The organism is Streptomyces sp. CNT372, assembly GCF_000377145.1.
Genome location: NZ_KB897777.1, coordinates 350359 through 369020, shown reverse-complemented (window position 1 = coordinate 369020; position 18662 = coordinate 350359). Strand labels below are relative to the sequence as shown.

The following is an 18662-nucleotide window of genomic DNA, read 5'->3' as shown; positions in this document are numbered from 1 at the left end:
AAGGCCCCCTACGGCCCGCTACTGCTTGCCGCAGTTGGAGGCCAGCTTCTGCTCCTCCTCCGAGAGGGTGGGACCCGGAGAGGGAGAGGCTGCGTTCGGCTTGGTCGTGTCGTCCTGGGTCGTGGGCGTCCCGGCGGTGTCCTCCGCCGTGTCCCCGGCGGGCGGCTTGGCGCTGGCGCGGTCCGCCGCCTCGCGGCGCTCCTCGTCCTTCTTGCAGGCCGTCGCCTGGCGGGAGAGCTCCTCGATCTTCGCCCGGGCCCTGGGGAGGCTGTCCTCGGTGATCGTCGCCTCGACCTGCTTGCGCTGGTAGGGCGGTAGGTACTTGAGTTCGATCTCGGGGTGGTCCTTCTCCACCTCCGAGAGCGAGACCCAGGCGAGGTCCTGGCTGATACCGCGGTACAGGGCGATGTGCTCTTCGTTGGAGCCCACGTAGTACTGGGTCTGCGTCCAGCGGTACCCGCCGTAGAGTCCGCCGCCGACCACCGCGAGCGCGAGGACGAGAAGGAACGAGCGCTTCAGCCACTTGCGGCCGCCACGCTGCTTGGCGAAGTCGTCGTCGGTGTAGGCGTCGAAGGAGTCCTCGGGGGGCATGCCGCCGTATCCGGCGCCCGATCCGGGTGGGCCGAACTTCCCGCCGCCGGAGGAGGACGCGCCGCGGCCGAGGCCGGCCGCCCGCCCGGCCGGGGTCTGCATGGCGCCGCCGTCGTTGAGCTGGTGCTGGTTCTCGGCGACCGCGCCGACGACGACCGGGGTGTCGCTGAGCCGGCCCGCCAGGGTGTCGCCCGAGTCCGTGTCCAGGACGTCGGCGACGATGCAGGTGATGTTGTCGGGACCGCCCCCGCGCAGCGCGAGCTGGATCAGGTCCTGAACGGTCTCCTGGGGGCCCTGGTAGCTGGCGAGGGTGTCCTCCATCGTCTGGTGGGACACCACGCCGGAGAGACCGTCGGAGCAGATCAGATAGCGGTCACCGGCCCGGACCTCGCGGATGGAGAGGTCGGGCTCGACGTGGTCGCCGCTGCCCAGGGCCCGCATCAGCAGCGAGCGCTGGGGGTGGGTGGTCGCCTCCTCCTCGGTGATGCGCCCCTCGTCGACGAGGCGCTGCACCCAGGTGTGGTCCTGTGTGATCTGCGTCAGCACCCCGTCCCGCAGCAGGTACGCGCGGGAGTCGCCGACGTGCACCAGGCCGAGGCGCTGACCGGTCCACAGCAGGGCGGTGAGGGTGGTCCCCATCCCTTCGAGCTGGGGGTCCTCCTCGACCATCATCCGCAGCTGCTCGTTGGCCCGCTGCACCGCGGTGCCGAGCGAGGTGAGGATGTCCGAGCCCGGAACGTCGTCGTCGAGCGTGACGAGGGTCGAGATGACCTCGGAGGACGCGACCTCGCCGGCCGCCTGTCCGCCCATGCCGTCGGCGATCGCCAGCAGCCGGGGACCGGCGTAACCGGAGTCCTCGTTCCCCTCGCGGATCATGCCCTTGTGCGATCCGGCGGCGAAACGCAGGGAAAGACTCATGCGCACCTGCCCTGTTGACGCCGACTCGGGGTACAGCCGGTCTCGAGCCACACTGCCCACCCTCCGGTCGGGAGCCCGTGGCGGTCGCCGGTGACGACCGTTGCGGCTCGCTCGCTCCGCTCGCTCATTGTCGTACTACTTCCGCAGCTCGATGACGGTCTTGCCGATGCGGATCGGCGCGCCCAGCGGAATCGGGGTCGGGGTGGTGAGCCGGGTCCGGTCGAGATAGGTGCCGTTGGTGGACCCGAGATCCTCGACGATCCACTGGCCGTCCCGATCGGGGTAGATCCTGGCATGCCGGCTGGACGCGTAGTCGTCGTCGAGCACGATCGTCGAATCGTGGGCCCGGCCCAGGGTGATGGTCTGCCCCTGGAGCGCGACCGTGGTGCCGCTGAGTGTGCCCTCGGACACGACCAGCTTGGTCGGCGCGCCACGGCGCTGGCGCCCGCCCCCCTGCTGCTGGCGCTGCTGCGGCGGCGCGGCGGCCTGGCGCGCCTGCTGCGGACGCGTGTCCGCCCCGCGCCGCGACGCCCCGCGCTGTGTGACGCGCGTTCCGAACAGGTCGCTGCGGATGACCTGGACGGCCACGATGACGAACAGCCACAGAACAGCCAGGAAACCCAGCCGCATGACCGTCAGGGTCAGCTCTGACATTGCCCCCGCTTCACCCTTCGGCTTGCCGGTAAACGATGGTGGTGCTGCCCACGACGATCCGCGAGCCGTCGCGGAGCGTAGCGCGGGTGGTGTGCTGCCCGTCTACCACGATGCCGTTGGTAGACCCGAGATCCTGGATCGTCGAGGGCGTTCCGGTCCGGATCTCACAGTGCCGGCGCGATACGCCGGGGTCGTCGATCCGCACGTCGGCGTCGGTGCTGCGACCCAGCACCAGCGTCGGGCGGGAGATCTGATGGCGTGTGCCGTTGATCTCGATCCAGCGTCGTACGTGCGCGCCCGCCGGGCCTCCGGGGCTCGGGGCGCGCTGGCCCGCGGAGGGGCCGGGGTGCCCGCCGGGCGGCGGGGCGGCCGGCATGGGGGGTGCGCCCACCGGGGGGTAGCCGTAACCACCCCGGGCGCCGCCGCCCTGGCCGCCGGCCGGGGCCTGGGAGGTGCTCGACGCGAGGGTGCGGCTGCGCACCCGGTAGAGCCCGGTGTCCAGGTCGTCGGCCTTCTCCAGATGGACCTTGATCGGGCCCATGAAGGTGTAGCGCTGCTGCTTGGCGTAGTCCCGGACGAGGCCGGCGAGCTCGTCGCCGAGTTGGCCCGAGTAGGGGCTCAGGCGCTCGAAGTCCGGAGCGCTGAGCTCCACGATGAAGTCGTTGGGGACGACCGTGCGGTCGCGGTTCCAGATCGTCGCGTTGTTGTCGCACTCTCGCTGGAGCGCGCCCGCGATCTCCACGGGCTGGACCTCGGACTTGAACACCTTGGCGAAGGTGCCGTTGACCAAGCCTTCGAGGCGCTGTTCGAAACGCTTCAGGACTCCCATGGGGCACCTCCTCCGTCGTTGTCGCCCTGGTACTGCTTACTGATCGTATCCACGCGTCGGGAAATCGGCTGGTTCCCCTTGTCTGCCCCGTCGATGAGTGTCACCTCTCACACGGATCGTAGAGGCGGCCTCTCCACAGTGTCCCGCACCCCGGGCGTGTACAGGAGGAGTGGGGGAAGACCGCTGTGCGTTCCCTCCGGTCCTGTCGGGATTCGCACCGTGCGCCCGCCGGGCAGGGTGCCCGGTGGCAGCGCCCCGCGCCCCCGGTGGGGTCCCCTCCCCGGCCGCGGTGGTGCCGTTCCTCTCCTTCCCCGTCCTTGCCTGTTCGCTCGCGGGGAGGGCCAAACAAACGGATGTGAATCCACCCTCCGCAGCGTGCTAATCTTCTGCATGTCGCCGGGGGCCGCACCAAGCAGGTGAGGAACCCACGACAACACCCAATGCGCGGGTGGCGGAATAGGCAGACGCGCTGGATTCAGGTTCCAGTGCCCGAAAGGGCGTGGGGGTTCAACTCCCCCCTCGCGCACCATGGAGACGGGTCTCCACCGGACGAAAGTCCTGGTGGGGGCCCGTTTTTCGTGTGTTCGGGGGTTTTCCCGGGGTGGCCGGGCAGGGCCTCGCCGTGTTTCTCCCGGAGTGGGATGTTTCACGTGGAACACCCGCTCATGGGGGATCCCCTGCCGCGGGTGCGGGGCGCTTCCCGGCCGCCTCGTCCGGGGTCCTGGTGTGGGGCGAGGCGGCGAGCGGGACCAGCTCTGCCCTGTGTACTTATGGATCACATAGCAGCTTACTTTTTGTAAGTTAATGCTGCGCGGGGCCGTAGCCTGGGGCCATGGCGGACAGGAGGACGCACGGTCAGGAGGACTGCAAGCAGGTCGACGCATCGATGACGCGTGTCTTCGGTCTGCTCGGGAAGCGCTGGAACGGGCTGATCATGGCGGTGCTGATGCAGCGGCCGGCCCACTTCACCGAGCTGCGGCGCGCGATCCCCGGGATCAGCGAACGCATGCTCTCCGACCGCCTCACCGAACTCGGCGCCGCGGGGCTGCTCGTGCGGGAGGTCGACGAAGGGCCGCCGCTGCGGGTGGCCTACCGGCTGACCGAGGCGGGCGCGGCCATGGAGCCCGCCCTCAGGGAGCTCTCCCGCTGGGCGGAGGCCCATCTCCCGCCGGAGCGGCGGGAGTCCTGCTGAGGCGTCGGCGGCGACGCGCGGCGGACGCCGGACGGCACCGGGCGGACGTGGTGCGGGGAGGGCGTGCGGGAGAGTGAGCGGGTCCCGGAGGGTTTTCCACAGGGGCAGACGGCGGTCATGACGCGGCGGTACGGTCGGTGCACGTGGACGGTGGCGTGGACGCTGGGTGCACGTGAACCGAATGAACTGTTCCAGGGCGGGGGAGGCACCATGAGCGCGACCGAGACGGTGGTGCCGGCGCAGCGGCCGGCATCCGGGGGAGCGGGAGACAGCAGGATTCCCGAGGTGCCCGGCTTCGCCGGACGCCCGGCGATGCGCGGCGCGGCGGCGGAGCCCGTCGCCTCACCGAAGGCGCAGGGGAAGGCGCTGCGAGGCAGGGTGCCCCGCTCCGGCCACGACTCCCTGGTGCTCACCACCGACCGCCCGGACGCGGTGCGGGCGGTCGAGGAGTCCAGCGTCGGCCGGGTGCCGGAGCTGACCCCGATCCGGGTCGGCAGGATGGCCGCCTCGCCGTTCGCCTTCCTGCGCGGCGCGGCCGGGCTGATGGCGCACGACCTGGTGGGCACCCCCGTCACCGGTATCAGCGCCCAGCTCTGCGGTGATGCGCACGCGGCCAACTTCGGCCTGTACGGAGACGCCCGCGGCCAGCTCGTCATCGACCTCAACGACTTCGACGAGACCGTGGTCGGCCCCTGGGAGTGGGACCTGAAGCGGCTCGCGACCTCCCTGGTGCTCGCCGGCCGGGTCGCCGGAGCCGACGAGGAGGTGTGCCGGACCGCCGCGTTCGACACCGTCGGCGCCTACCGGCGCACCATGCGCCTGCTGGCGAGACTCCCCGCCCATGACGCGTGGAACGCCATAGCCGACGAGGAGTTGGTCTCCCACACGGACGCCAGGGACCTGGTCGGCACCCTCGAACGAGTCGAGGCCAAGGCCCGGAACAACACCAGCGCCCGCTTCGCCGCCAAGTCGACCGAGTCCGTCACCGACGAGCACGGCGGCCAGGTCTGCCGCTTCGTGGACGCGCCGCCCGTGCTGCGGCGGGTGGGCGACGGCGAGGCCGCGGCCGTGGCGGCCTCCCTCGGGCCCTATCTGGACACCCTCCCGCCCGACCGGCACCCCCTGCTCGCCCGGTACGCGATCCACGACGTCGCCTTCCGGGTGGTCGGCACCGGAAGCGTCGGCACCCGCTCCTATGTGGTGCTCCTCCTCGACCACCGGGGGGACCCGCTGGTCCTCCAGGTCAAGGAGGCGCGGCCCTCGGTGCTGGAACCGCATCTGCGCGCCGCCGGCTTCACCGTCGTGCCCGCCGGGCACGAGGGCCGCCGCGTAGTCCTCGGGCAGAAGAGCATGCAGGTGGTCAGCGACTCCCTGCTCGGCTGGACCACGGTGGACGGCAGGCCGTATCAGGTCCGGCAGTTCCGGAACCGGAAGGGCAGCGTGGATCCCGCGGCCCTCGCCCCGGACCAGTTCGACGACTACGGCCGGATGACCGGCGCCCTGCTGGCCCGGGCGCACGCCCACAGCGCCGATCCCCGGATGCTGGCCGGCTACTGCGGCAAGAGCGACGAACTCGACGAGGCCGTGGCCGCGTTCGCCGTCACCTACGCGGACCGGACCGAGGCGGACCACGCGGACCTCCTGACGGCGATCAAGAGTGGGCGGATAGCCGCTGAGCTGGGGGTGTGAGCCGGGGGCCGGCAGCGCCCGTAGGCTGGTCGGGTGACCCAGGACGCAGCCGGGGGCTCCACCACCCGGAACGAAGAGCACGCAGCGCGGCAGGAGGCCCCGCCGCGGCCCGAGGACCGGCTGGCCAAGGCCGTGCGCGCGGCCGAGCAGGCCCTGATCGAGTTCGAGATCGCGCTGGAGACCTTCCGCGTCGAGGTGGAGAACTTCTCCCGGCTGCACCACCAGAAGCTGGGGCCGATGTACACGCGGCTGGACGAGCTCGACGCCCGGATCGCCGAGGCGCGGGCCGCGCGCAGCGGGGACCCGGAGGACCTGCGCCGGGCCCGGGAGGCGCGTGCCCTGGTCCAGCCGATGCCCGGGGTCGACGAGCTCTTCCACGACTGGATGGACGGCGACGGACTCTCGCCCGAGGCCGCCGCGATGCTCACCGACCAGCCGGTCCGCGCACCCGGGCGGGTCCGCCCCGGCGAGGAGGCGCGCCGGCTCTACCGCGAGCTCGCGCGCAAGGCCCACCCGGACCTCGCCCAGGAGGAGGGCGAGCGGACGCGCCGGGAGGAGTTCATCACCCGGGTGAACGCGGCCTACGCCCTCGGCGACGAGGCGCGGCTGCGCGAGCTGGCCGAGGAGTGGGAGGCCGGCCCGCCGCCCCCCAAGGCGCGCCTGAGCGAGAGTGAGGAGCTGTACGCCCGGCTCGAGTGGCTGGCACAGCGCAAGGAACTCCTCACCGCGGTGGCCAAGGAGCTGGAGGAGAGCGCGATCGGGGCGATGCTCCGGATGGCGCCGGACGACCCCGACACCCTCCTCGACGAGATCGCGGAGCAGTTGCTCGCCCAGGTCGCCGAGCGGGAGAAGGAACTCGCCGCCCTGGTGGAGTAGGTTTCCACGGGTCCTCCGGTCCGGCCGTCCGGCCCGGCCGGGGACCAGATCCGTCCGTTCCGGCCGGGGACCGGACCCGCCCGGCCCCGACGCACGAGAGAAGGCACCGCCCCATGAACTTCGCCCCGCTGCCCAGTGTGGAAGCCGCGGTGGTCCCGGCCGACGGTCTGGTCCTGGATGTGCGGGAGGCCGACGAATGGGCGGCCGGCCACGTAGAGGGGGCCCTGCACGTCCCGATGAGCGACTTCGTCGCGCGCTTCGGCGAGGTGACCGAGGCCGTGGCGGACGGCCGGCGCGCTTATGTGATGTGCCGGGTCGGCGGGCGCTCCGCCCAGGTCACCCAGTACCTGGTGCAGCAGGGCATCGACGCGGTGAACGTCGACGGCGGCATGCTCGCCTGGGACGGCGCGGGCCGCCCGATGGTGACGGAGACCGGAAGCCCCGCCTTCGTCCTCTGACGGCGGGCGGGGTGGGGCCACCGGGGCGCCGGTGTGCGCGCCCGGTGGCCCGCGGGCCGGGGGCGTCCGCCTGCCCGAGCCGGGGGCAGGCGGCTGCCGTCACCGGTCGAAGTCCAGCGCCACCTCGGCGGTCGCCGGATGGGACTGGCAGGCCAGGACGTAACCCGCCTCGGTCTCCTCCGGCTCCAGGGCGAAGTTCCGGTCCATCCGGACCTCGCCCGTGACGAGGAAGGCGCGGCAGGTGCCGCAGACCCCGCCCTTGCAGGCGTAGGGCGCGTCCGCGCGGCTGCGCAGGACGGTCTCCAGCAGGGATTCGCCCTCGCGCACCGGCCATGTCCCGGACCGGCCGTCCAGGGTGGCCGTCAGCGAGGCGTGCGCGGGTGCGGCGGCGCGGGCCACCGCGGGCGCGGGCCCCTCGTCGACATGGAAGATCTCCTGGTGGACCCGGGCCCGGTCCACGCCCAGCGCGCGCAGCGCGCTCTCCGCCCCCTGCACCAGGCCGAACGGCCCGCACAGGAACCAGCCGTCGATGTGGTCGACGGGCAGCAGGGCCGGCAGCAGGGTGGTCAGCCGCCCCGCGTCCAGGCGCCCGGACGGGAGGCCCGACTGCTGCTCCTCGCGGGAGAGCACGGTCACCAGCTGGAAGCGGTCCGGATAGCGGTCCTTGAGGTCGGCGACCTCGTCGAGGAACATCGTGGAGGCCGCCGTGCGATCGCTGCGGATCAGGCAGAACCGGGCGCCCGGCTCCCGGGCGAGCAGGGTGGCGGCCATCGACAGCACCGGAGTGATGCCGCTGCCGCCGACCACGGCCGCGAAGTAACCGGGGCGCGGCGGGAGCAGGAACCGGCCCATCGGCGGCATGACCTCGACCACGTCGCCGACGGCCAGCTCCTTCAGGGCGTACGCCGAGAACTCTCCCCCGTCGACCAGGCGGATGCCCACCCGCAGGGCCGGGGCGCCGCCGGCGGCGGGGGCCGGGGCGCAGATGGAGTAGGTGCGGCGGATCTCCCGGCCGTCCACGAAGCGGCGCAGCGCCAGGTGCTGGCCGGGGGTGTGGCGGAAGAGCTCGTGCAGCTCGGGCGGCACGTCGAAGGTGACGGCCACCGAGTCGTCGGTGAGCTGATCGACGGCGCCGACCGGGAGCGGGTGGAACATCTACAGCTCCTTGAAGTGGTCGAAGGGTTCGCGGCAGGCGACACAGCGGCGCAGTGCCTTGCAGGCCGTCGAGGAGAAGCGGCTCAGCAGCTCCGTCTCCGTCGACCCGCAGTGCGGGCAGCGGACGGAGAGGGTGAGCGGCACGGGCCCGTCGGCCGCGTGGGGGCGCGGCGGGGCGATGCCGAACTCGGCGAGCTTGCGGCGCCCCTCGGCCGTGATGTCGTCCGTCGACCAGGCCGGGGTGAGCACCCGCACCACATGGACCTCGGCCATGCCGCGGTCGTGCAGGACCCGCTCGATGTCGGCGGTCATCGTCTCGACGGCGGGGCACCCCGTGTACGTGGGGGTCAGCTCGACCTCGACGCGGTCGGGACCGGTCAGATGCACCCCGCGCACGACCCCCAGGTCCTCCAGGGTCAGCACGGGCAGCTCCGGGTCGGGGACCGAGCCGGCCAGCCGGCGCAGCTCCTCCTCCAGCGGGGTGCAGGGCTCCTGGACGCCGGTCACCATGACGCCCCCGGGTGGCTGCGGTGCAGATGCTGCATCTCGGCGAGCATCCGCCCGAACGACTCGGTGTGCAGGCCCTCCCGCCCCGCGCCGGCCGACCAGGCGCCGGTGCGCGAGCCCTCGGGCACGGTCAGGGTGGCCCGCTCCAGGACGCCGGTGACCTGCTCCAGCCAGGCGGTGTCCATCGCGGCCAGGGTCTCCGCGTCGAGCCCCAGGCCCTCGACCGGCCGGAACAGCTCGCCGGTGAACCGCCACAGGGCCTGACAGGCGCGCTGCATGCGCTCATGGCTCTCCGCCGTGCCGTCGCCCAGCCGCAGGGCCCACTGCTCGGCGTGGTCCCGGTGGTAGGCCACCTCCTTGACCGCCTTCGCCGCGAGGCCCGCGAACGGGCCGTCGCCGGCGGCCAGGCGCTCGTAGAGGAGGTACTGGTAGACGGAGAAGTAGAGCTGGCGGGCGATGGTGTGGGCGAAGTCGCCGTTCGGCTGCTCGACCAGCTGGACGTTGCGGAACTCGCGCTCCTCGCGGAGGTAGGCGAGCTCGTCCTCGTCGCCGACGAGGGAGAGGAGGACACGGGCCTGGCCGAGCAGGTCCAGGGCGATGTTGCCGAGGGCCACCTCCTCCTCCAGGACCGGGGCGTGGCCGGCCCACTCCCCCAGCCGGTGGGAGAGCACCAGGGCGTCGTCCCCGAGGGCGAGCGCGGCGGTGGTGTGCGCGGCGGGCGTCGCGGTGGTGGCCGCGTGGGGCGTCGTGGGGGTCACAGGTGCTTCACCCCGTCCGGGATCTCGTAGAAGGTGGGGTGCCGGTAGGGCTTGTCGGCCGAGGGCTCGAAGAACGGGTCCTTCTCGTCCGGGGAGGAGGCCGTCACGGCTGTGGAGGGGACCACCCAGATCGAGACGCCCTCGCTGCGGCGGGTGTAGAGATCCCGGGCGTTGCGCAGGGCCATCTCGGCGTCGGGGGCGTGCAGGCTGCCCGCGTGGGTGTGGGAGAGGCCGCGGCGCGAGCGCACGAAGACCTCCCACAGCGGCCATTCGGTCGAGCTGCTCATGCCGTCGCCTCCGGGGACTGGGTCTGCTGTGCGGTGGGGTGGTGCGCCGTGGCCGTGCGGGCCGCGCTGTGCCGGGCGGCGTGGGCCGCGGCGGCCTCGCGGACCCAGGCGCCGTCCTCGTGGGCCTTGCGGCGCTGGGCGATCCGCTGCTCGTTGCAGGGGCCGTTGCCCTTGATGACCTCGTGGAACTCCGACCAGTCGATCGCGCCGAAGTCGTGCTGGCCGCGCTCCTCGTTCCACTTCAGGTCCGGGTCGGGGAGGGTGAGGCCGAGCGCCTCGGCCTGGGGGACGCAGATGTCCACGAAGCGCTGGCGCAGCTCGTCGTTGGAGTGCCGCTTGATCTTCCAGGCCATGGACTGCGCGGAGTGGGCCGAGGAGTCGTCCGGGGGGCCGAACATCATCAGGGAGGGCCACCACCAGCGGTCGACCGCGTCCTGCGCCATGGCGTGCTGCGCGGGGGTGCCTTGGGAGAGCGCGAGCAGCAGCTCGTACCCCTGGCGCTGGTGGAAGGACTCCTCCTTGCAGACGCGGACCATCGCCCGCGCGTACGGCCCGTAGGAGCAGCGGCAGAGGGGGACCTGGTTGGTGATGGCGGCGCCGTCCACCAGCCAGCCGATCGCGCCGACGTCGGCCCAGGTGAGGGTGGGGTAGTTGAAGATCGACGAGTACTTCTGGCGGCCGGAGTGGAGCTTGTCCAGCAGCTCGTCGCGGCTGGCCCCGAGGGTCTCCGTGGCGCTGTAGAGGTACAGGCCGTGGCCGGCCTCGTCCTGCACCTTGGCCATCAGGATGGCCTTGCGGCGCAGCGAGGGGGCCCGGGTGATCCAGTTGGCCTCGGGCTGCATGCCGATGATCTCGGAGTGCGCGTGCTGGGCCATCTGGCGGATCAGCGTGGCCCGGTAGGCGTCCGGCATCCAGTCGCGCGGCTCGATGCGCTCGTCGGCGGCCACGGCGGCGTCGAAAGCCGCCTGGTGCGACTCCGCTGCCGCCTCGTACGCATCCGCAGTCACTGAGGTCATCCCGGACTCCTACCGACCGATCGTTCGGTTCATTGACTTCAATGGTCGGTCGAGGCCCCTTAGGGTGTCAACCCTGTGGATGACCGACGGGGACGAGTGGGGATCGGGGCGGGGATGAAGTCCTACGAGCGCGAGGGTGCGACCGGGGCGGGGACCGGCGCCGCGGGTCTGCCCTCCCCCCGCCCGCCCGGGCCGCCGGCCGGTGACGGCCCCGCCGAGCCCGACGCGTCCGGCCCCGAGTCCAGCGGGTCAGGCCCCGAGCCCGGCGGGTCCGGTGCCGAGCCCGGCGGGTCAGGCCCCGAGCCCGGCGGGTCCGGTGCCGACCGCGGCGGCGGGCCGGGGTCCGAGGCCGTCGCCGCGGGCGGGATCGCCGGGCTGAGGCTTCCGTACCGGATCGTGGCGGCGATCTGCGGTGTGCTCGTCGTGGGGGTCGCCTGTGTGCATCTCGGGATGGTCTTCCTGCATGTCGCGCCGTCGAACACGGTGACCAAGAAGCACGGCGACACGGTGCAGTGGTGGGTGTACCCGGAGTTCGAGCAGAACTGGAAGCTCTTCGCGCCCAATCCGCTCCAGCAGAACATCTCCGTACAGGTGCGCGCCGAGTACACGGACGCCGGCGGCGACCGGCGCACCAGCGACTGGATCGACCTGACCGGTCAGGACGGCGAGGTGATCCGCGGCAACCTCTTCCCCAGCCATGTGCACCAGAACCAGCTGCGGCGCGGCTGGGACTTCTACGTGGGCGCCCATGCCGACGGGCAGCGCGCGGACGGGGTGCGGGCACGGCTGTCCGAGCGCTACATACGCCGGATAGCCATGCAGCGCCTCGACCGTGAGGACCTCGGCCAGGTGCAGCGGATACAGATGAGGTCCGAGAGCCGCGCCATCCGGCCCCCGGCGTGGAGCACCGAGAAGGTCGACACCCGGCCCGTCCACAACGTGCTGCCGTGGTGGACCGTGACCGGCGCCGACCTGCCCGGCGGCGTCGACAACCTGCCTGCGGAGGCCGCCCGATGAGCACCCCCGCCGCGTCCCGCCCGGCCGCCTCCGAGCCGGCGCCCGTCCCCCAGGCGCCCGCCCCCGGGGCGGACGGGAAGCCCGCCGCCGACCCCGTGCTCACCACCGCCGTCGAGCGCAGGGCCGCCGCCGCCGTCCAGCGCGTCACGGCCGCGGCCTTCGGCCCGTACCAGAGCGCCGTCGTCCGGATCGGCTTCGCCGCGACCTGGCTGGTCTTCCTCCTCTTCGAGATCCCCAACCGCCGCGAGCTCTACGGTCCCGAGAGCCCGTGGAGCTGGGACATGGGCCGCGAACTCGTCGCCGGCAACGGCGCGTTCACCGCCCTGCTGTGGACGGACAGCACGGTGTGGTTCGAGATCGTCTACGGCCTCTCGGTCCTCTCCAGCCTGTTGCTGCTGCTGGGCTGGCGGACCCGGGCGATGTCCGCGCTCTTCATGTTCGGTGTCCTGTCCCTCCAGAACCGGTCGATCTTCGTGGGCGACGGCGGCGACAACGTCGTCCACCTCATGGCGATCTATCTGGTGCTCACCCGGTGCGCCCGGGTCTGGTCCCTGGACGCCCGCCGGGCCGCGAGGGCCGAGGCCGGCGAGGGGCCCGACGCGGCCCGCGACATCGTGGGCCCGGTCCTCTGGGCGGTGCTCGGGGCGGGGCTGCTCATCGGCAGCGGCCTGGAGAACCGGACCGGCACCTTCCCTCTGCTCCTCCTCTGGGGCGTGTGGGTGACGCAGGGGCTGTGGTGGCTGGTGAACCGGTACGCCCCGCGCAGCCAGCCGCGGCTCCTCCTCGACGTCGTGGCGAACCTGGTCCACAACACCGCCCTCGTCGTGATCATGGCCGAGGTGTGCCTGATCTACGCGACGGCCGGCTGGTACAAGATCCAGGGCTCGCGCTGGCAGGACGGGACCGCGCTGTACTACCCGCTCAAGCTGGAGTACTTCACGCCGTGGCCCGCGCTCTCCGACCTGCTCGCCGCGAGCGCGCTGACGGTCATGGTGCTGACCTACGGCACGGTCCTGGTGCAGGTCGCGTTCCCGTTCACCCTGTTCAACCGCCGGGTGAAGAACGTCCTGCTGGTCGTCATGATCCTGGAGCACGCGGGCATCGCCCTGCTGCTCGGGCTGCCGTTCTTCTCGCTCGCGATGATCGCCGCGGACGCCGTCTTCCTGCCGACCGTCTTCCTGGTCTGGCTCGGCGCCCGGGCGGCCCGGCTGCGGGACCGGCTCCTCGGCAGCTCCCGGGACCGCCGCTCCGCAAAGCACCCGGTCGACCCCTCCGGGCAGCCCCCCGTGGCCGACGGGGAGCCACGTACCCTCGTCGGGTGAGCACCACCGAGGAACCCCTGCCCGCCGAGGAACCCCTCCAGTACGACGAGGGCTACGCCCCCGAGGTCGGCGTCGGCCCGTACCCGGGGCCCTGGCCGCGGGACGAGCGCTACGACCCCGAGCTGCTGGAGCGGGGCGACCGCCGCAACGTCGTGGACGCGTACCGGTACTGGCGGCGCGAGGCGATCGTTGCCGATCTGGACACCCGGCGGCACGACTTCCACGTCGCCGTGGAGAACTGGGGCCACGACTTCAACATCGGTTCCGTGGTGCGCACCGCCAACGCCTTCCTGGCGAAGGAGGTGCACATCGTCGGACGCCGGCGCTGGAACCGGCGCGGCGCCATGGTGACCGACCGCTACCAGCACGTCCGGCACCACCCGGACACCGCCTCTCTCACCTCCTGGGCCGAGGATGAGGGCGTCCCCGTGATCGGGATCGACAACCTGCCCGGGGCCGTGCCGCTGGAGCGGACCGAGCTGCCCCGGCGGTGTGTGCTGCTCTTCGGGCAGGAGGGGCCGGGCCTGACCGAGGAGGCGCGGCGGCACGCGACCCTGGTCTGCTCGATCGCGCAGTTCGGCTCGACCCGCTCCATCAACGCGGGAGCGGCCGCCGCGATCGCGATGCACGCGTGGGTGCAGCGGCACGCGGACGTGCCGCTGCCCTGACGGCGGCCCCCCGGCCCGGCACGGCCGGAGCCGGGCCCCGGGCCGACGGGCCCGGCGCGGCCGGTCCCGCCGACCCCCGGGCGGGCCCTCGCGTCACGCCTGCCGGCGCACCTCGACGACCCGGAAGCGGTTGGAGACGAACGCCCCGTCGCACAGGGCCGCGTTGGCGGCCGGGTTGCCGCCGGAGCCGTGGAAGTCGGAGAACGCGGCGGTCTGGTTGACGTACACCCCGCCCGTCAGGTTCAGCGAGAGCTGGGCCGACTCGTCGAGGCACACCTCCTCCAGCGCGCGCTCCGTCTCGGCGGAGGTGGTGTACGCGCCCACCGTCATCGCGCCCTTCTCGCGCACGGTGCGACGCAGCAGGTCCAGGGCGTCCGCCGTGGAGTCCACCGCGACCACGAAGGACACCGGGCCGAAGCACTCCGAGAGGTACGCCGGCTCGGCGTCCGCCGACTCCCAGAGCTTCCGGGCGCCGTCCAGCTTGACGATCAGCGGGGTGCGCACGGTCGCGCCGGGGAACTCCGGGTTCGCGACCTCGCGGGAGGCGAGGGCCACCTCGCCGAGGTCCGCCGCGGCCTTCAGGCGGGCCTTCACATCCGGGTTGACCAGGGCGCCGAGCAGCGCGTTCGCCCGGGCGTCGTCGCCGAGCAGACCGCCGACGGCCGCCGCGAGGTCGGCCGCGAACTCGTCGTAGGACTTGGGGCCCTGGTCGGTGGTGATGCCGTCGCGGGGGACGAGCACGTTCTGCGGGGTGGTGCACATCTGGCCGCTGTAGAGCGAGAGGGAGAAGGCGAGGTTCGCCAGCATGCCCTTGTAGTCGTCGGTGGAGTCGACGACGACCGTGTTGACGCCGGCCTTCTCCGTGTAGACCTGGGCCTGGCGGGCGTGCTCCTCCAGCCAGTCGCCGAAGGCGGTGGAGCCCGTGTAGTCGATGATCCGGATCTCGGGCCGGGTGGCCAGGACCTTGGCGATGCCCTCGCCGGGCGCCTCGGCGGCCAGAGCCACGAGGTTCGGGTCGAAGCCCTGCTCGGCCAGTACCTCCCGGGCGACCCGGACGGTCAGCGCGAGGGGCAGCACGGCCCGCGGATGCGGCTTGACCAGGACCGGGTTGCCGGTGGCAAGGGAGGCGAAGAGGCCCGGGTAGCCGTTCCAGGTGGGGAAGGTGTTGCAGCCGATCATCAGGGCGATGCCGCGGCCCGCGGCCGTGAAGGTCTTGGTCAGCTCCAGCGGGTCCCGCTTGCCCTGGGGCTTCGACCAGCCCGCTTCGGCGGGGGTGCGCGTCTGCTCCGCGTACGCGTAGGCGACGGCCTCCAGGCCGCGGTCCTGGGCATGCGGGCCGCCGGCCTGGAACGCCATCATGAACGCCTGCCCGCTGGTGTGCATCACCGCGTGCGCGAACTCATGGGTGCGCGCGCTGATCCGGGAGAGGATCTCGATGCAGACCAGGGCGCGTGTCTCCGGACCGGCCTCGCGCCAGGCCGCCATCCCGGCCCGCATGGCGGGGAGCAGCACATCGAGATCCGGGTGCGGGTACTCGACACCGAGCTCCGGGCCGTAGGGGGAGACCTCGCCTCCCACCCAGCCGTCGGTGCCGGGCTGGTCCAGGTCGAAGCGGGTGTTGCGCACGGCCTCGAAGGCGGCGAGGCCGTCGGCCGGCGCCGATTCGCCGTACGCCTTCGGGTGCTCGGGGTGCGGGGACCAGTAGGCGCGCGTGCGGATGGCTTCGAGGGCCTGGTCGAGCGTGGGCCGGTGGGTCTCGGTCAGCGGCATGCGGACCAACTCCTCGTCGAGCTGGGCAGGGGTGGACGGACAGAGTTAGAGTAACCGAACGATCGGTCGGTACAAGGGGGCCTGTCGAACCTGTGGACAACGCATCGGGGAGGATCGCTCCATGACCGCCATCGACCTCAGCCGTACGGTCGCCGTCGTCGGCACCGGCACCATGGGCCAGGGCATCGCACAGGTCGCGCTGGCCGCAGGTCACCCCGTGCGCCTGTACGACGCCGTGCCGGGTCGGGCCGAGGAGGCGGCGGGGGCCATCGGCGGGCGCCTCGGCCGGCTGGTGGAGAAGGGGCGGATGGAGCCCGCGGCACGGGACGCCGCCCTGGCCCGGCTGGCCCCGGCGTCCGGCCTCGCGGAGCTGGCGGACGCCGCCCTCGTGGTGGAGGCCGTGGTGGAGCGGCTGGAGGTCAAGCGGGAGCTCTTCGCCGAGCTGGAGAAGACCGTCGCCGACGACTGCCTGCTCGCCACCAACACCTCCTCCCTCTCGGTCACCGCGGTCGCGGGCGCCCTGCGGGCCCCCGGGCGCTTCGTCGGCCTGCACTTCTTCAACCCGGCGCCGCTGCTGCCGCTCGTCGAGGTGGTCAGCGGCCACGCCACCGACGAGTGGGCAGCCGAGAGCGCCCGGGAGACCGTCGCCGCCTGGGGCAAGACCCCGGTGCGCTGCGCCGACCTGCCCGGCTTCGTGGTCAACCGCGTCGCGCGCCCCTTCTATGCCGAGGGCCTGGCGGTCCACGAGGAGCACGGCGTCGACCCCGCGGTGATCGACCTGGTCCTGCGGGAGTGCGGCGGCTTCCGGATGGGCCCCTTCGAACTGACCGACCTGATCGGCCAGGACGTCAACGAGGCGGTCACCCGTTCCGTCTGGGAGTCCTTCTTCCACAGCCCCAAGTTCCAGCCCTCCCTCGCCCAGCGGCGGCTCGTCGAGTCCGGCCGGCTGGGCCGCAAGACCGGCCAGGGCTGGTTCTCCTACGCGGAGGGCGCGGAGCGGCCGGTGCCCGCCGACGCGGCGCCGCAGCCGGCACCGGAGTACGTGGTGGCGGAGGGCGGCCTCGGACCGGCGGGCGAGCTCCTCGCGATGATCACGGAGGCGGGGATCACCCTCCGGCGGGCGGAGGAGGACGAGGGCACCCGCCTGGTGCTGCCGGGCGGCGGTCAGCTGGTCCTCGCCGACGGGCAGGCGGCCTGCGAGTTCCGTGACGTGGTCTACTTCGACCTCGCCCTCGACTACCGCACCGCCGCCCGCGTGGCCCTCTCCGCCGCGCCCGACGTCCCGGCCGGAACCCTGGCCCAGGCCGTCGGCCTCTTCCAGGCCCTCGGCAAGAAGGTCACCGTCCTCGGGGACGTGCCCGGCATGATCGTCGCCCGCACGGTCGCGATGCTCGGCGATCTCGCCCTGGACGCCGTGGCCCGCCGCCTCGCCACCGCCGAGGACGTGGACACCGCGATGCGGCTCGGGGTCAACTACCCCCTGGGGCCCGTCGAATGGAACGAGAAGCTGGGCCGGGACTGGGCGTGGGAGCTGCTGGCCAACCTCCACGAGACGGTCCCGACCGGCCGTTACGCCCGTACCCTCGGCCTCCACCAGTGGGCGCACACCGCGCCCCCGACCGGACCGGGGGACGCCTCATGACCACGGTGAAGCGGGACACCTACACGCCCGAGAGCCTGCTGACGGTCGCCGTGCGGATATTCAACGACCGCGGCTACGACGGCACCTCCATGGAGCACCTGTCCCGCGCGGCGGGTATCTCCAAGTCCTCCATCTACCACCATGTCGCGGGCAAGGAGGAGTTGCTGCGCCGGGCCGTCAGCCGGGCCCTGGACGCGCTCTTCGCGATCCTGGACGAGCCGGGGGCCGGGCAGGGCCGCGCGGTCGAGCGGGTCGAGTACGTCACCCGGCGCACCGTCGAGGTGCTGATGGCCGAACTGCCCTATGTGACGCTGCTGCTGCGGGTGCGGGGCAACACCAAGACCGAGCGGTGGGCGCTGGAGCGCCGCCGCGAGTTCGACCAGCGGGTCGCCGATCTGCTGAAGGCCGCGGCGGCCGAGGGGGACCTGCGCGCGGACGTGGACACCCGGCTCGCGACCCGGCTGCTCTTCGGCATGATCAACTCCCTGGTCGAGTGGTACCGCCCGCAGCCGGGCGGCGGCCACGACGGGGACCAGGCGGCCGAGGCGGTCGTGCGCCTGGCCTTCGACGGGCTGCGCACGAACACGACCGCGTAGCCGCGTGGCGTGGCGCGGCGTGGCCGTCCCGCCCGGGCTCAGGGGGCGGGCTGGTCCGGGTCCGGGCCGAGACCGGCGGGGGACGGGCCCGGGACGGGGTCCAGGTCCGTCTCCTCGAACACCAGCAGCGTCCGCGTGGACAGCACCTCCGGGATGGCCTGGAGGCGGGTCAGCACCAGCTCGCGCAGGGTGCGGTTGTCCGGGGTGTGCACCAGCAGGAGCACGTCGAAGTCCCCGCTGACCAGCGCGATGTGCGCCGCCCCCGGCAGCGCCTGCAACTGCTCGCGCACCGTGCGCCAGGAGTTCTGCACGATCTTCAGCGTGATGTAGGCGGAGGCCCCCTGGCCCGCCCGCTCGTGGTCCACCCGGGCGCTGAAGCCCCGGATCACGCCGTCGTCGATGAGCCGGTTGATCCGCGCGTAGGCGTTCGCGCGGGAGACGTGCACCCGTTCGGCGACGGAACGGATGGAGGCCCGCCCGTCCGCCTGGAGCATGCGCAGGATGTCGCGGTCGACGGCGTCCAGCGGCCTCGGCGGAGGTGCCGGCTCCGCGTGGTCACCGCCACCGGCCATTTGTTCAGTGGACATGTCCCCCCGCCTCCGTCATATGGACGACCTGTTTCCATCACAAGGTGTGGAGAACCGTTTGTCCACAGGCTGCCCGTGCCTGTAGCCAAAATGCGCCCACGACCGAACAATCGGTAGGTGAGGCACGCCA

The 18662-nt window shown here is 72.7% G+C and carries 19 protein-coding genes and 1 tRNA gene; 10 read left to right on the top strand and 10 right to left on the bottom strand.

Translation table 11 applies throughout. The features are described 5' to 3' along the window. Nucleotides 1–18: 18 nt before the first annotated feature. The 3 genes from C593_RS0104220 to C593_RS0104210 all read right to left on the bottom strand — a co-directional run bounded on the left by C593_RS0104220 (nucleotide 19) and on the right by C593_RS0104210 (nucleotide 2992). Nucleotides 19–1509: a Stp1/IreP family PP2C-type Ser/Thr phosphatase gene (locus tag C593_RS0104220; RefSeq protein ID WP_018846067.1), complete on the bottom strand. Its 1491-nt coding sequence runs from the start codon at nucleotides 1507–1509 to the stop codon at nucleotides 19–21. 135 nt (nucleotides 1510–1644) lie between these two features. Next, nucleotides 1645–2163, bottom strand: coding sequence for an FHA domain-containing protein FhaB/FipA (locus C593_RS0104215; protein ID WP_018846066.1), 519 nt, complete (start codon nucleotides 2161–2163; stop codon nucleotides 1645–1647). Nucleotides 2164–2173: 10 nt separating this feature from the next. Beyond that, complete coding sequence (locus C593_RS0104210; protein ID WP_018846065.1) at nucleotides 2174–2992, bottom strand: DUF3662 and FHA domain-containing protein; 819 nt, start codon at nucleotides 2990–2992, stop codon at nucleotides 2174–2176. Nucleotides 2993–3434: 442 nt separating this feature from the next. On the opposite strand from C593_RS0104210, the gene C593_RS0104205 reads away from it, so the two are divergent. The 5 genes from C593_RS0104205 to C593_RS0104185 all read left to right on the top strand — a co-directional run bounded on the left by C593_RS0104205 (nucleotide 3435) and on the right by C593_RS0104185 (nucleotide 7207). Beyond that, a tRNA-Leu gene (locus tag C593_RS0104205) sits at nucleotides 3435–3521 on the top strand. A 303-nt stretch (nucleotides 3522–3824) separates the two neighbouring features. Then, complete coding sequence (locus tag C593_RS0104200; RefSeq protein WP_026277332.1) at nucleotides 3825–4184, top strand: winged helix-turn-helix transcriptional regulator; 360 nt, start codon at nucleotides 3825–3827, stop codon at nucleotides 4182–4184. Nucleotides 4185–4394: 210 nt separating this feature from the next. After that, nucleotides 4395–5873: a DUF2252 domain-containing protein gene (locus tag C593_RS0104195; protein WP_051093613.1), complete on the top strand. Its 1479-nt coding sequence runs from the start codon at nucleotides 4395–4397 to the stop codon at nucleotides 5871–5873. 33 nt (nucleotides 5874–5906) lie between these two features. After that, entirely contained in the window at nucleotides 5907–6749 is an 843-nt protein-coding gene (locus C593_RS0104190; protein WP_018846062.1) for a hypothetical protein, read from the top strand. Nucleotides 6750–6862: 113 nt separating this feature from the next. Beyond that, nucleotides 6863–7207: a rhodanese-like domain-containing protein gene (locus tag C593_RS0104185; RefSeq protein ID WP_018846061.1), complete on the top strand. Its 345-nt coding sequence runs from the start codon at nucleotides 6863–6865 to the stop codon at nucleotides 7205–7207. A 99-nt stretch (nucleotides 7208–7306) separates the two neighbouring features. Here C593_RS0104185 and C593_RS0104180 read toward each other — a convergent pair whose 3' ends face one another. The 5 genes from C593_RS0104180 to paaA are packed head-to-tail and all read right to left on the bottom strand — an operon-like array spanning nucleotide 7307 to nucleotide 10930. Continuing rightward, complete coding sequence (locus C593_RS0104180; RefSeq protein WP_018846060.1) at nucleotides 7307–8362, bottom strand: 2Fe-2S iron-sulfur cluster-binding protein; 1056 nt, start codon at nucleotides 8360–8362, stop codon at nucleotides 7307–7309. Next, nucleotides 8363–8872, bottom strand: a complete 510-nt coding sequence (gene paaD / locus C593_RS0104175) for a 1,2-phenylacetyl-CoA epoxidase subunit PaaD (RefSeq protein WP_018846059.1) — start codon at nucleotides 8870–8872, stop codon at nucleotides 8363–8365. Continuing rightward, on the bottom strand, nucleotides 8866–9627 hold the full coding sequence (gene paaC, locus C593_RS0104170) for a 1,2-phenylacetyl-CoA epoxidase subunit PaaC (protein ID WP_018846058.1): 762 nt from the start codon (nucleotides 9625–9627) through the stop codon (nucleotides 8866–8868). The genes paaD and paaC overlap by 7 nt, the downstream gene beginning before the upstream one ends. Further along, entirely contained in the window at nucleotides 9624–9914 is a 291-nt protein-coding gene (gene paaB / locus C593_RS0104165; RefSeq protein ID WP_018846057.1) for a 1,2-phenylacetyl-CoA epoxidase subunit PaaB, read from the bottom strand. Before paaB ends, paaC begins: the two co-directional genes overlap by 4 nt. Next, nucleotides 9911–10930, bottom strand: a complete 1020-nt coding sequence (paaA, locus tag C593_RS0104160; RefSeq protein ID WP_018846056.1) for a 1,2-phenylacetyl-CoA epoxidase subunit PaaA — start codon at nucleotides 10928–10930, stop codon at nucleotides 9911–9913. Before paaA ends, paaB begins: the two co-directional genes overlap by 4 nt. Before the next feature lie 114 nt (nucleotides 10931–11044). On the opposite strand from paaA, the gene C593_RS0104155 reads away from it, so the two are divergent. The 3 genes from C593_RS0104155 to C593_RS0104145 are packed head-to-tail and all read left to right on the top strand — an operon-like array spanning nucleotide 11045 to nucleotide 13937. Then, nucleotides 11045–11947: a DUF5819 family protein gene (locus C593_RS0104155; RefSeq protein WP_018846055.1), complete on the top strand. Its 903-nt coding sequence runs from the start codon at nucleotides 11045–11047 to the stop codon at nucleotides 11945–11947. Then, a complete protein-coding gene (locus C593_RS0104150; protein WP_018846054.1) occupies nucleotides 11944–13269 on the top strand; it encodes an HTTM domain-containing protein in 1326 nt (441 codons plus the stop codon). Before C593_RS0104155 ends, C593_RS0104150 begins: the two co-directional genes overlap by 4 nt. After that, nucleotides 13266–13937, top strand: a complete 672-nt coding sequence (locus C593_RS0104145) for a TrmH family RNA methyltransferase (protein WP_018846053.1) — start codon at nucleotides 13266–13268, stop codon at nucleotides 13935–13937. The genes C593_RS0104150 and C593_RS0104145 overlap by 4 nt, the downstream gene beginning before the upstream one ends. Before the next feature lie 93 nt (nucleotides 13938–14030). Here the strand turns inward: C593_RS0104145 and paaN are convergent, their stop codons facing one another. Then, nucleotides 14031–15707, bottom strand: coding sequence for a phenylacetic acid degradation protein PaaN (paaN, locus tag C593_RS0104140; RefSeq protein WP_018846052.1), 1677 nt, complete (start codon nucleotides 15705–15707; stop codon nucleotides 14031–14033). A gap of 121 nt (nucleotides 15708–15828) precedes the next feature. Here paaN and C593_RS0104135 point away from each other — a divergent pair, with 121 nt between their 5' ends. Together C593_RS0104135 and C593_RS0104130 are read left to right on the top strand one after the other, a co-directional pair. Beyond that, nucleotides 15829–17349 carry a 3-hydroxyacyl-CoA dehydrogenase gene (locus C593_RS0104135; RefSeq protein ID WP_018846051.1) on the top strand — a complete coding sequence of 507 codons (1521 nt, stop codon included), beginning with the start codon at nucleotides 15829–15831 and terminating at the stop codon, nucleotides 17347–17349. After that, nucleotides 17346–17945: a TetR-type transcription factor C-terminal domain-containing protein gene (locus C593_RS0104130; RefSeq protein WP_026277331.1), complete on the top strand. Its 600-nt coding sequence runs from the start codon at nucleotides 17346–17348 to the stop codon at nucleotides 17943–17945. The genes C593_RS0104135 and C593_RS0104130 overlap by 4 nt, the downstream gene beginning before the upstream one ends. Nucleotides 17946–17983: 38 nt before the next feature. Here C593_RS0104130 and C593_RS28840 read toward each other — a convergent pair whose 3' ends face one another. Next, entirely contained in the window at nucleotides 17984–18517 is a 534-nt protein-coding gene (locus C593_RS28840; protein WP_018846049.1) for an Lrp/AsnC family transcriptional regulator, read from the bottom strand. Between the last annotated feature and the right edge of the window lie 145 nt (nucleotides 18518–18662).